This window comes from Pseudomonas sp. (assembly GCF_030698175.1).
In the GTDB taxonomy this organism is placed as follows: Bacteria; Pseudomonadota; Gammaproteobacteria; order Pseudomonadales; family Pseudomonadaceae; genus Aquipseudomonas.
This window is the reverse complement of the sequence record NZ_JAUYNT010000002.1, coordinates 71,700-84,131: the sequence shown is the minus strand read 5'-3', so window position 1 is coordinate 84,131 and position 12,432 is coordinate 71,700. Positions and strand designations below refer to the sequence as shown.

Annotated in this window: 13 protein-coding genes; 6 read left to right on the top strand and 7 right to left on the bottom strand. The window is 62.5% G+C overall.

Annotated features, from left to right (window positions below; genetic code table 11):
* Window positions 1–408 (bottom strand): DJ-1/PfpI family protein (locus Q8R10_RS01070; RefSeq protein ID WP_305650210.1); only part of this gene is annotated, 408 nt, incomplete at its 3' end.
* A 143-nt stretch (window positions 409–551) separates the two neighbouring features.
* Window positions 552–776: a DUF3079 domain-containing protein gene (locus Q8R10_RS01065; RefSeq protein ID WP_305650208.1), complete on the bottom strand. Its 225-nt coding sequence runs from the start codon at window positions 774–776 to the stop codon at window positions 552–554.
* A gap of 178 nt (window positions 777–954) precedes the next feature.
* On the opposite strand from Q8R10_RS01065, the gene Q8R10_RS01060 reads away from it, so the two are divergent.
* From Q8R10_RS01060 to Q8R10_RS01045, 4 genes are read left to right on the top strand one after another with little or no spacing between them, the layout of a single operon-like run.
* A complete protein-coding gene (locus Q8R10_RS01060) occupies window positions 955–1,488 on the top strand; it encodes an iron transporter (RefSeq protein ID WP_305650206.1) in 534 nt (177 codons plus the stop codon).
* A 36-nt stretch (window positions 1,489–1,524) separates the two neighbouring features.
* Window positions 1,525–1,860: a cupredoxin domain-containing protein gene (locus Q8R10_RS01055; RefSeq protein WP_305650204.1), complete on the top strand. Its 336-nt coding sequence runs from the start codon at window positions 1,525–1,527 to the stop codon at window positions 1,858–1,860.
* 23 nt (window positions 1,861–1,883) lie between these two features.
* Window positions 1,884–2,729, top strand: coding sequence for an FTR1 family protein (locus tag Q8R10_RS01050; protein ID WP_305650202.1), 846 nt, complete (start codon window positions 1,884–1,886; stop codon window positions 2,727–2,729).
* A gap of 41 nt (window positions 2,730–2,770) precedes the next feature.
* Window positions 2,771–4,093: a 4Fe-4S binding protein gene (locus Q8R10_RS01045; RefSeq protein WP_305650222.1), complete on the top strand. Its 1,323-nt coding sequence runs from the start codon at window positions 2,771–2,773 to the stop codon at window positions 4,091–4,093.
* Between the two features lie 312 nt (window positions 4,094–4,405).
* Here the strand turns inward: Q8R10_RS01045 and Q8R10_RS01040 are convergent, their stop codons facing one another.
* From Q8R10_RS01040 to norR, 5 genes are all read right to left on the bottom strand, one after another.
* Window positions 4,406–5,089, bottom strand: a complete 684-nt coding sequence (locus tag Q8R10_RS01040) for an SCO family protein (protein ID WP_305650200.1) — start codon at window positions 5,087–5,089, stop codon at window positions 4,406–4,408.
* A 74-nt stretch (window positions 5,090–5,163) separates the two neighbouring features.
* Window positions 5,164–5,973, bottom strand: a complete 810-nt coding sequence (locus tag Q8R10_RS01035; protein ID WP_305650198.1) for a formylglycine-generating enzyme family protein — start codon at window positions 5,971–5,973, stop codon at window positions 5,164–5,166.
* Entirely contained in the window at window positions 5,970–7,379 is a 1,410-nt protein-coding gene (nirK, locus tag Q8R10_RS01030) for a copper-containing nitrite reductase (RefSeq protein ID WP_305650196.1), read from the bottom strand. Before nirK ends, Q8R10_RS01035 begins: the two co-directional genes overlap by 4 nt.
* A gap of 300 nt (window positions 7,380–7,679) precedes the next feature.
* Window positions 7,680–9,014 (bottom strand): coproporphyrinogen III oxidase, encoded by a 1,335-nt coding sequence (locus Q8R10_RS01025; RefSeq protein ID WP_305650195.1) that lies wholly within the window; start codon window positions 9,012–9,014, stop codon window positions 7,680–7,682.
* Between the two features lie 86 nt (window positions 9,015–9,100).
* Window positions 9,101–10,642, bottom strand: coding sequence for a nitric oxide reductase transcriptional regulator NorR (norR, locus tag Q8R10_RS01020; protein ID WP_305650194.1), 1,542 nt, complete (start codon window positions 10,640–10,642; stop codon window positions 9,101–9,103).
* Window positions 10,643–10,805: 163 nt separating this feature from the next.
* Between norR and ytfE the strand changes: the two genes are divergently transcribed.
* Complete coding sequence (ytfE, locus tag Q8R10_RS01015; RefSeq protein ID WP_305650192.1) at window positions 10,806–11,492, top strand: iron-sulfur cluster repair protein YtfE; 687 nt, start codon at window positions 10,806–10,808, stop codon at window positions 11,490–11,492.
* A 205-nt stretch (window positions 11,493–11,697) separates the two neighbouring features.
* Window positions 11,698–12,381: a Crp/Fnr family transcriptional regulator gene (locus Q8R10_RS01010; RefSeq protein ID WP_305650191.1), complete on the top strand. Its 684-nt coding sequence runs from the start codon at window positions 11,698–11,700 to the stop codon at window positions 12,379–12,381.
* The last annotated feature ends 51 nt before the right edge of the window (window positions 12,382–12,432 follow it).

Here is a 12,432-nt window from a genome sequence, read left to right as displayed (position 1 = left end):
GCACTCACGGCCTTTGAGCACGCCGGCCGCCGCCAACAGCTGGGCACCATGGCAGACCGCCGCAATCGGTTTACCGGCCTTATCGAAGGCCTGCACCAGCTTCAATACATCGGCGTTCAGGCGCAGGTACTCAGGCGCCCGGCCACCGGGAATCAACAGCGCATCGTAATCCTCGGCCTTGACCAGGGCGAAGTCGAAGTTCAGGGCAAAGTTGTGTCCGGGCTTTTCGCTGTAGGTCTGCTCGCCTTCGAAATCGTGGATGGCGGTGCGTACTGTTTGCCCGGCAATCTTGTCCGGGCACACCGCGTGCACGCTATGACCAACCATTAGCAAAGCCTGAAACGGCACCATCACCTCGTAGTCTTCAACGTAGTCGCCCACCAACATCAAAATCTTCTTCGCCGCCATGCTCGCTCTCCCGTGGATGTATTCAGTGGCTTGATTGTGCGACGGCAAGTGGCACTGCGGGTAATAACTGGGTACTACATCGGCATTTTTTTAGCGCTGGACATAGGCGGTAAGGCCATTGGCTATGTTGACCGAACGCGACCTCAGTCCGACTTATCCGCTGCTTTGCCCGGCTCGGCTTCGGCTTCGGTTTCCAGCACCAGCCCCCAATCGCCAACCAGATACCAGTCTTCGCCGAATGTTTCGACCGGGTGCATGGTGCGTTCTGAGCCATTGCCACAGTCCAGCGAAGTGACCGGGCAGTAGCGATCACAGCCCCAGCAAATGCGCTCGGGATGTTTGGGGTTTAAGGGGAATTTCTTGCTCATGCTCGACTCCGCGTCAGTCCTTGCCAACTTCCTCCACCTTGTTGCCGCGCGCCATACCTCTGGGAAGGTACCTCTTCAGCAGGCGAAGAATCTGGCCAAAAAATTGACGCGAATCATTATTAATTAGATTCGCTACCTTTAACCTCTGCCCACCCTTCACTGTCAGAGGAAGCTCACCATGAGCCCCCGTCTCCTGTTTACCCTCACCGCCCTGTTGGCGGCCACCAGTAGCTACGCCAAGGAATACCCGATCGGCGAGCCGCAGACCTGCGCCGGCATGGAGGTGGGTGCGGTGTACCTGCAACCCATCACCATGGACCCGCCGGGCATGATGCGCCCGGCGGCCGAGTCGGATGTGCATATGGAGGCCGACATCAGCGCCCTGGAAAACAATGCCCACGGCTTCCAGGAAGGCAGTTTCGTGCCCTATCTGGGCGTCAGCTACCGCCTGCAAAAGGTCGGCAGCGAGCAGGTGCTTGAGGGCAACTTCCACGCCATGGTGGCCAACGACGGCCCCCACTACGGCGACAACCTCAAACTCATGGGCCCAGGCAAATACCAGCTCACCTACTGGGTCAGCGCTCCCGGCGGCCATGGCGCGCACTTTGGGCGGCACACCGACAAAGAAACCGGCGTGGCGCCGTGGTTCGCCCCGTGCGAGCTGAACTACAGCTTCACCTTCGCCGGTATCGGCAAAAAAGGCGGTTACTGAGCCCCTGGCTGCGCGCCCTTTGCTGGAGAAGCCCTGATGAAACTGTACGCCTTGCTGCTTGCCGCGCTGTCCAGTGTCGCCCTGAGCGGTATCGCCTTGACCGCACCCTTGCCCAGCTATGAACTGCAGATCCGCGACGGGCATTTCACTCCCGCCAGCCTGCAAGTGGCCGCCGGGCAACGGTTCAAGATCATCGTCCAAAACCTCGGCCAAGGCCCGGTGGAGTTCGAAAGCACCCCGCTGCGCATCGAGAAAGTGCTAAGCCCTGGGATCAGCTCCTTTGTCGTCATCCACCCGCTCAAGCCCGGCAGTTATGGCTTCTTCGACGAGTTCCACCCAGAGCTGCCGCCTGGTGTGATCGAGGCTCGTTGAGCCGTTAGTTTCGAGGTTTACCCATGGAACAAGCCCTATTGATCGTCTGGCGCGAAAGCGTCGAAGCCCTGTTGGTGATCGGGATTTTATTCGCCTGGCTGCGCCAGCAACCCGGCCGGCGCCACGCCATGGCCTATCTGTGGGGCGGCGTGGGGCTGGGTCTGCTGTTGGCCGGGCTGCTGGCCGGCTTGATGGCGCTGGCGGGCAACTGGATGAATGGCCCAGCCGGGGAATGGTTCCAGGCCGGCCTGAGCCTGATCGCCAGCCTGCTGATCTTGCAAATGGCCTGCTGGATGGCGCGCCACGGCGGGCAACTGCGCCAGCAACTACAGCGCGACGCCGACACCGCCTTGCAGCAAGGCCGCTTGCTCAGCCTGACTCTACTGGTGGCGCTGGCCGTGGCCCGCGAGGGTAGCGAAACGGTGATCTTTCTCTATGGCGCCAGCGCCTCGGCCGACCCATCCAGCCTGGCCCTGGGCGCCCTGCTCGGCTTGCTGCTGGGGCTGGCCTGCTTTGCCCTGCTGCAGGCCGGCAGCCGCTTTATCGCCTGGCGGCAGTTCTTTTTACTCAGCGAATGGCTGCTAATTCTGCTCGGCGGCGCCCTGTTGATCAGCGCCCTGGACCGGGCCAGCGCACAGTGGATGGCCCTGGAGTTGCCCGAGCAACTGTACAACCTGATCGGCACGCCGCTGTGGGACAGCTCGGCCCTGCTGGATGACGGCAGCCGCGCTGGCACCCTACTGGCCAGCCTGACCGGCTACCGGGCCATGCCCTCCAGCCTGCAGGCGCTGCTACTGGGCGGTTACTGGCTGCTGGCCTGGCGCCTGCTGCGCAAGCCCGGCCCGGTGCTGCGGAGCAGCCTGGCGTGAACACCGCCATTAATACCTGGCTGACCCAGGCGGGGCACGCCATGCGCCGCCACGCCGGGGTAATCCACTGCCTGCAATGGACGGTGGTGCTGTTTTACGCCGTGCTGCTGGTCATCCCCACGTTCCTGCCGTTACCGCCGGCCGAAGCCGGGGTGCTGAACAACCTGACCCTGCTGGCGCAGTTTCTGTTCTGGGGCCTGTGGTGGCCCTTCGTGCTGCTGTCGGTGGTGCTGTTCGGCCGCCTCTGGTGCGGCGTGCTCTGCCCGGAAGGGTCGCTCAGCGAATGGGTCAGCCAGCGTGGCTTGGGGCGCGGCACTCCGCGCTGGATGCGCTGGGGCGGCTGGCCAACCCTGGCCTTCCTGCTCACCACCCTGTACGGCCAGCTGATCAGCGTTTACGACTACGCCCAGGCCGCCCTGCTGATTCTCGGCGGCTCGACCCTGACGGCGATGCTGGTGGGTTTCCTCTATGGCCGCGGCAAGCGGGTGTGGTGCCGTTACCTGTGCCCGGTCAGCGGCGTGTTCGGGCTGCTGGCTAAGCTCGCGCCGCTGCATTTTTATGTCGATGAACAACGCTGGCGCGACAACGCCCCGCCCCGCTTGCCACCGCCCAACTGCGCGCCGCTGCTGGACATCCGCCGCATGCGCGGCGCCTCGGCCTGTCACGCCTGTGGCCGGTGCAGCGGCCAGCGCGATGCGGTGCAACTGATCGCCCGCTCCAGCAACGAAGAAATCGTCCGCTACGGCAACCGCCCCGACAGCCAATGGGAGGTGCGCCTGTTGCTCTATGGCGTGATCGGCCTGGCCATGGGCGCCTTTCAATGGACCCTCAGCCCCTGGTTTATCAGCCTCAAGCAGGCCATGGCCGAATGGCTGGTGGCCCGCGATATCTTCTGGCCACTGGAGGCCAACGCCCCCTGGTGGCTGCTGACCCACTACCCGCAATTGAACGATGCCTTCACCTGGCTGGACGGCCTGGCGATCAGCCTCTACCTGCTGGCCGCCAGTGCGCTGCTGGGCGGCGGCCTGCAACTGCTGATCCACTTCGCCAGCCGCCTGGCCGGACAGACGCCGGCCTTCGCCCGCCAGCTGATGCTGTGCCTGATCCCCCTGGGCGCGGCCGGGTTGTTTCTCGGCCTGTCGGCCACCACGGTAAAACTGCTGCGCTACGAAGGCCTGGCCCTGCTCTGGGTACAACCAACCCGCGCCGCCCTGCTGATTGCGGCCATCGGCTGGTGCCTGTGGCTAAGCTGGAGGGTCTGCAACCCCCTGCCCGCCGCCCGCAAACTCTTGTTACTGCTGAGCATGGCCCTGGCCTGCAGCCTGCCGGGCTATGGCTGGTGGCTGCAGTTTTGGGGTTGGTAAGTGCTACCGAGGTGATTCATGGCGATGAATCGTAGGGTGGGGCGCATGACCACAGACTATCTACCGCTACGGAATCAGTTGCGCAGTAACCCACCAGAGGTTGCCAGTCGATCATCGCTTGGTGGGTTACGCGGCGCTCGCAATCCTTCGTTGTCCGCACGGGTGTGCTTTGCGCCGCTAACCCACCCTACGAATCGGTCTTCAACATCTGACTGGTACATAACCAAAAAAACACCCGCTAACGGCCAAGTTAGCGGGCGGTATTTCGGTCGTTCAATGGGCAACTGTTACTGCGGCTCGACGCCGAGACAATTACAGCGCCTTGCGCAGTTCGGCCAACAGCGCCGGGTCGGCGCGGGATTTAAGCAGGGTGCTACTGGCGATCAGCTGACCCTCGGCATTCAGCAAGCTGACCCGGGTGTTGTGGGTGATTTCGCCGTTATCCAGCTGCCGGTACTTGATCTGCAACGCCGCCGCCATGGCCCGGGTTTGTCCTTCATCGGCGGCCACCGCCAAGCGGAACACGCCGGCGTCGATCTTGTGCATGTGCATCAGGTGCATCAGTGAGGTCGGGGTGTCGTGTTGCGGATTAAGGCTGACCATCAACACCTTGAGTGTCCCAGGCTTAGGCTTCAGCTCGGCGATGGTGCGCTGCAGGCTTTCCATCAACACCGGGCAGGCCGATGCGCAGTCGCCATAGAACATGGTCACCAGCAAAGGTTTACCGGCCATTTCCCGCCAGTCAAAGGCCACGCCCGAGGCATCGGTCAGCGCCACCGGCAAGCCGTACAGCGAGTCGGCCGGAATGCTCACCAAGCTCGTGCTGACCGGCGCCTCCTGGGCCCAGGTAACAACACCCGGCGTCAGCAGCAAGGCGCTGGCTAACAGCGTCAGGCGCAGCGCCAGGCTAAAACGATTAACAGGCCGCTGAAAAACTACCTGCGTTGCCGATACGGCGTTAAAAACAGGCTCAAAATGCTCATTTACAGCATGCAAACTCCGCTTTTTCGCCTGTTTTTGCCTTGCCTCGGCTGCCTCGCCTACATTTTTCAACGGCCTGTTAAGACTTTTCATTGGGTCACTCCAGATAGATGGGCGGGCTCTTCGCGAACACAGCGAAAGCCCAGATAATTGCCGCCCTGATTGGCCTCCATGGCCGCCAGCAGGGCCAGACGAATCAACACCGCGTAGTTAGTTTTATCGCCCAGCGACAGGGCCGCCCCGCCGCAAAACTCCAACTGCTTTTGCTCATCCTGAGTACGGCTGTCGGAGCTGACGAACAGGCCATTGAAGTCCTCAACCCATTCCCAGGTCAGGCCGTGCAGATCCTGAATGCCGTAGTAGTTGGCCGGCTCCAAACCAATCGCCTGCGGCGGCAGATTGGCCGGGCGCGAATACCAGCCGAGAATCCGCGCCAGCCACTGCGAGTCCTGGCGGGCATCGGCATGTTGCTCATCCGCCGCCGCCGCAAACTCCCACTCGTACCAGCGCGGCAAACGCGCCTGCTCACTGCCGCAATAGGCTTGGGCAGCATGCCAACTGACCTGGGTAACCGGCGCTTGCGCCTGCAAGGGCGCAAAGTCCAGCGGCCCGTTCCACAACGCCAGGTAATCCGCGCCGGCCAATACCCCAGGCACCGCGCCCCGCCGCCATTGTGGCTGGCTGAGCACAAACGCCTGGTACTCGGCATTGCTCACCGGCTGGCGGCGCAGCCAGAACGGCTGGATGCTGGCCGCTGAGCTTTTACCATCGGCGGGCAACACACTGCGAAACTCGCCGCCCGGCAACCGCCGGTACTCGGCGGCCACAGCACTGCCGAGCAGACCGGCGCAGCAGCACAGCACTGCGCCGGTCCAGGCCGGTTTCAGCCAGGCTTTCACTGTTTCTTAATCTGGCGCATGTCCTTGACTTGCGCCGCAGACAGCACCGGTTTGCCATCGTTCATGGCCACGTTGATGTAGTTGATCACCGCGGCCACATCCTCGTCATTCAGGTCCTGCGCCGGCATCACGCCGTTGTAATGCTGACCGTTGACCACCAGTTCGCCACTGCGACCGTGCAGCACTATGTGGGCCATTTCATAGGGTCGTTCTTGGAAGAAATCGGAGTTGAGCAAGGGTGGAAATACCCCGGCAACCCCCGAACCATCGGGCAAGTGACAGGCCGCGCAAACCCGCTCGTACACCCCTTTGCCGCGCGCCAGTGGTGAATCTGCCACCGCGACTGCAGGCGCGACCAGTTTGGCCGGCGCACCGGCCACGGCCGGCAGCGGGGTCTTGATGCCCTTGCTGTAAATCTCTGGTCGCGCGGCGCCGCTAATGGCCATCAGCCCGACTGCGCCCTTGTTGAAGGCGCGGGTCAGGGAGTGATCGACGATGGTCAGATTGCCCGGCACCTTGGGCACGAACTCGACGATGGTTGAGCCGCCGGGCGGCACCAGGGTGGTCTGCACATTTTCCTGATAGCGGCTGCCGCCATCGCCATACACGCGGTCGAAGATAGCGCCAATCACGTGAAAACTGGAGATCAGATTGGGGCCACCGACCCCGAAGTACATGCGCACTTTCTCGCCGGTATTGGCGGTCAACGAACCCTTGCCAGTGAGGGCGCCGTCGGCACCGTTGAACAACACATAGGTGGGTTTTTCATCGACGGCTTTTTGCATGTCGAAGTTCTGCAGACCCTCGGCGCGGTAACCACCGTTGGTGTAGAAATCGCCCTGCATCACATAGTATTCACGGTCGACCTTGGCCATGCCCTCCTTGGGTTCGACCAGGATCATCCCGTACATGCCATTGGCCACGTGCATGCCGACCGGCGCGGTGGCGCAGTGGTACACATACAACCCCGGCGCCAGGGCCTTGAAGGTAAAGGTCGCCTCATTGCCCGGCGCAATCAGGGTCTGCGCCGCACCGCCACCCGGCCCGGTCACGGCGTGCAAATCGATGTTATGCGGCAGCTTGTTGCTGGCCAGATTCTGCAGGTGCAGCTCCACGGTATCGCCTTCGCGCACGCGGATCATCTTGCCCGGCACCGTGCCGCCAAAGGTCCAGAACATATAGCGGGTGCCGGGGGCGATCTCTTTCTCCACCTCTTCCACCGTCAGGTTGACCACCACCCGCGCCGCGCTTTTACGGGTGATAGGCGCCGGCAGACCCGGGGGCGCCACCAGCTCCTGAACGATCACCGGCAGCGCCGGTTCGGCCGCAGCCGTCGAGCCGAATGCCCAGGCGCACGAAACTGCCGCCAACAGCGTTGTCGCACGTTTGTAATTGAACTCTTTCATAGCCCAGCCCTCATCCTTTACTGGTTGAAACATTCATAAAACTATCGCTGGGCGGATTATTCACACGCCTTGAGCCAGAACGGCTTGACCAAAATCAACCGCTTGAAAAAGGCTGAAAGCACCGTGCCAGACGGGTTTATCAGCGGGCAGGCGCAGGCGTCCGGCAGCGCCATTGGGGGGCCGGGGCAGCGGGCTTTAAAAGCTATGGGCCCGTTACTGGTGCGACTAGGCGGTAACACTTTGTAGGAGGTTTGCGGCACCTAACACTCAACGGGCACATCGCCTTTAAACATCTAAACGCTAGCGCCGAAAGCGCTGCTGCGGATTGTCCGCCAGGGCGCAGCGGCTGCTCTCCAAGACCTTGCAGACCGCGCCGACCAGTAAACGTCCCGCGGGCGGCACGCTCAGGCTGGTCGCACTGAGGGCGATCAAACCGTCATCGGCCATCTGCTCCAGCTGCGCCCAGACCGGCGCAAAGTAGTCACGCAACAGCACACCGAAGCGCGCCTCGATCCCACGCAGATCCAAGTAAAAATCACACAGCAAGGTCTCGATCACGACACTACGCAGTTGCTCGTCGGGGCTGCAGCGCAAGCCGTGAAAAACCGCCAGCTGGCCCATCGCCAGTTGCTCCTGATAACGCTGCACATCGCCGATGTTCTGCAGGTACAGATCGCCGATCTGGCTGATGGCCGCCACCCCCAGGCCCAGGTGATCACAGTGGCCCTGGCGGCTATAACCCTGCCAGTTGTGCTGCAGGCATGCGTCTTCCTGAGCGCTGGCCAGCGCATCATCGGCCAGCGCGAACTGGCCCAGGCCGATGTAGCTGTAACCGGCGCCGAGCAGTTGCGCAACCGCGTGCCGGTGCATGGCCCGCTTGTCGCTTTGCGCGGCAAAACCACTGGCGACAAAACGCTTGAGGCCACGGTAACGCCGCGGCGGATGGGCATAGTCGAACAGCTGCACCCGGCTCGGTTGCAGCTCGATAATGGCCGCCGCCTTGCGGGCAAAACTGGCCGTGGTTTGCCACGCCCGACCATAACCCAGATCGATATTCACCGAGCGAAAATGCAACGCGCGCGTGGCGTCGAGCAGCGAGCGGACTTGCTGCGGATTCTGAAAATCCAGCAGGGCGCCGCCGTGCAACGGGTTGATATCCGGCACCCCGATGCTGACATGGTTGAAGCCCAGTTCACGCAGCAAACCCATGGTCGCCCAATCGGCATGGGGCAACTCAATCTCGATGCTGTAATCGCCGAGTGGGTGCAGCTGAAAATTAAACCGTTGGTGCAAATGGCCCATCAGCCGGTTCAGCCCGGCAGCGCTAGGGGTGCCGCCACTCAAGTGAAACTGCTCGACGCGCTGCTGAGCGCCGAGGTGACAACTGAGCAGGTCGACCTCCCGCTCCAGGCCGTCCAGATAGCCGCTGATAGCGCCGCCATTGCGGCTGGCCATCGGCAGCTGCACCGCCAGCGCCAGCGGGCGCCCGGCCCGGCGACTGGTGCGCAAGGCCCGCAGCAGGTCGAGAGAGGTAATCCCACGATGAAACTGACTGATATGCGGATAGCTACCGCAACTCGCCCCGTGACCGTAGCGGCTGATCAGCTGACTGTTCCATTCGATGGCTGCACACATATGACTCTCCCCCGCGACTGCAAACCACAGTGTCCGGGGATCGCCGTCAAAGGCGCTTGACCAGGGTCAACAACTTGGCTTTGGGGTTATTTCAAACCCAAACGCCGCGCCAGTTTATGCAGGTTGCTCGGGTCGAGATCGAGGTCGCGGGCGGCATTCGCCCAGTTTTCCCCGCCGCGCGCCAGCGCCTGCAAAATACTCTGGCGCTGGCACGCCTCCACCGCCTCGCGCAGTGAACAGGCCGGGCCCGCAACGCCGCCCGCAACACCGCCGTCCGCAGGCAGCGGCGCCAGCGCGGCGAGCTGTCCATTAGCCCGTTCCAGATCGAGCAACTCCGGCTCCAGGGTGAGAATCTGCGTGCGACTGGCGCCACGGCTGAGCAGCTTGATCGCGGCGCGGCTGATCACATGCTCCAACTCGCGCACATTGCCCGGCCAGGCGTAAGCGAGCATGGCCCGCTCCGCCGCCGGCGACAGACGCATGCTGCGCAAGCCCAGGCGTCCCCGGTTGAGTTCGAGAAAATGCCCGGCCAGCATCAGCACATCGTTGCCACGCTCGCGCAACGGCGGGATCGGCACCGGGTACACCGACAGCCGGTGATACAGGTCGGCGCGAAACAGCCCGTCGCGGATGCTGTCGGGCAAGTGCCGGTTGGTGGCGGCGATAATGCGCACATCCACGTGCAGCGGCTTGTCGGCGCCCAGGCGCTGGATCTCACCGTTTTGCAGCACCCGCAATAATTTGGCCTGCACGCTGAGGGGCAACTCACCCACCTCATCGAGCAGCAAGGTGCCGCCATTGGCCGCATCGAAACGTCCGGGCCGATCGCTGGTGGCGCCGGAAAATGCCCCTTTGACGTGACCAAACAGTTCGCTCTCGGCCAGCGACTCGGGCAGCGCGGCGCAGTTCACCTGGATCAACGGCTTGTTGCGCCGCCGCGACAGCCCGTGCAAACGGCGGGCGAACAACTCCTTGCCGACCCCGGTTTCACCGAGCAAGAGCACCGGCAATTCCGAGTCGGCGACCACCTCAAGCTCCGTCAGCAATTGGCGGATGGCCTGGCTCTGACCGAGAATCTCGCCCTCATCCGCCAGCAACTGCGGGCTTTGGGCGTCGCAACGAGACAAGCGCAGGCTGCGGTTTTCCTGCTCCAGCCGGGTGACCCGCACCGCCGTCTCGATCAGCAGGCGGTAGCGTTGCAAATCACGCCGGGCATCGCTGTCGAAAGTGCCAGTGTGCAGCGCATCCAGGGTCAGGGCGCCCCACAACTGGCCATCCACAAACAGGCTCACACCCATGCAGTCATGCACCGGCAAAGGCTCGCCCACATGCTGCTCAAGCAAGCCGTCATACGGGTCCGGCAGGCGGCTGTCGGGCTCGAACCAGGTGGGCTCGCGCGCCGCCATGATCGCCGCCAAGCGCGGGTGCTGGGCAATCACAAAACGCCGGCCGAGCGCCTCATGCACCAGGCCCACCGCCGCCAGTGGGCGCAGGCTGTCGCCATCCAGGCGCAACAGGCCCACCGCGCCGCAGCGAAAATGCTCGCGCAAGGTATGCACCAAGCGCTGCAAACGCACGGCATTGGGCAGCTCGACTATCAGGTCGGCGAGTAGGCTGGCTTCGAGCATGGTTATATTCACCCTAAATGGTTAATAGAACCCTAATAGCCAAGGGTTAAATTAACCATCAGTTATATTTAATCCTTTATTTTCAACAGTTTATACATGGCACGGGGCGTGCAATTGATCAGTAACGCTTAACCATTACTGATCAATGCCCGAGGAAACCGTCATGAGCCAAACCCTGCTGGAGCAATCCCTCGCCACCCTGGCCTGCGAGATTCCCGGTGCCACGCGGATTTTCCATGCCTTCAATCTGGATTTCTGCTGTGGCGGCCAGCAAAGCCTGCGCGAGGCGAGCAGCGGGCGGGGCATCGCGGCGCAAACCGTGGCCGACGCACTGCTGGCGCTGCAAGCGCCAGAGGACGCGGTCGAGGATTGGCGCGTGGCGCCCAATGAGCTGCTGATCGCCCATATTCTCAGCCGTTACCACGCCCGCCACCGCGAACAATTTCCGGAGCTGATCCGCCTGGCCAAACGGGTTGAACAGGTGCATGGCGACCGTGACGACTGCCCCAACGGGCTGACCGATCACCTGCGTGACATGCAGCAGGAGCTGGAAAGCCACATGCGCAAGGAGGAGCAAATACTCTTCCCGGCGCTGCTGGAAGGCCTGGGCAAGCAGGCTGCGGCTCCGATCTCGGTGCTGCGCATGGAGCACGACCAGCACAACAGAGCCCTGCAGCGGCTGCTTGAACTGACCGATCAGATCACCCCGCCACGGGATGCCTGCAACACCTGGCGCGCCCTCTATCGCGGGTTGGACGAGTTGCGCAGCGACCTGATGCAGCACATCCATCTGGAGAACAACGTGCTGTTCGCCAATGCCCTGCGCGCCCAACCGCTGAATCAGCAGTGAACCGCCAAGCGCGGCAAACCCACCCAGGAGCCAGCAAGATGAAAAACGCCCTGCACGTCCTCACCTGGTTTCTGCTGCTGACCTCGACCCTGGCCCTGGCCAGCGGTTTTGCCTTGAGCGCCGCCAGCTAAATCGCTCACCACTGTTAAGACGCCGGGCAATGACTTCAGCGCCCGGCTAACACCCCACTCTCAGGATGACCCTTATGGCGCTGCATCGTGTACATCAACAGATCCTTCGCAGCCATCACCTGTTCGAGCCATTGAACGAAGAGCAGATGGACGAACTGATGAGCACCAGCCAACTGCTCAATGTCGACAAGGGCACCCCCTTGTTTCGCCAGGGCGAACCGGCCAGCGCGTTTTACTTTGTGATTTGCGGCTCGGTGAAAATCTACCGGCTGACCCCAGACGGCCAGGAGAAAGTCTTCGACGTGATCGGTGAGCGCCAGTGCTTTGCCGAAGCCATGATGCTGATGGACACGCCCAACTATGTCGCCTCGGCCGAGGCGATTGGCCCCAGCCAGCTGTATCGGCTGTCCAGCAGCACCTATATGCGCCTGCTGCAGAGCAATAACCGCCTGGCCTTCGCCCTGCTCGGCCGGCTGTCGGTGCGCCTGCATCAGCGCCTCAATGAGATCGAAACCCTGTCGCTGAAAAACGCCACCCACCGGGTAGTGCGCTATCTCCTGACCCAGTTGGCGCCGCTGCAAAATGCGGTCAGCAGCTTCGAACTGCCGATGGCCAAGCAGCTGATTGCCGGCCATTTATCGATCCAGCCGGAGACCTTCTCGCGGATCATCCGGCGCCTAACCGACGAACATATCATCAGCCAGGAAGGCCGGCTGATCAGCGTTCACGACCGCCTGCGGTTGCAACATTTTGAGTGATAGGCCGTCATCGTCGCCCGCCCCTCTGTTGACGTAACTCGTGAGCCTTTG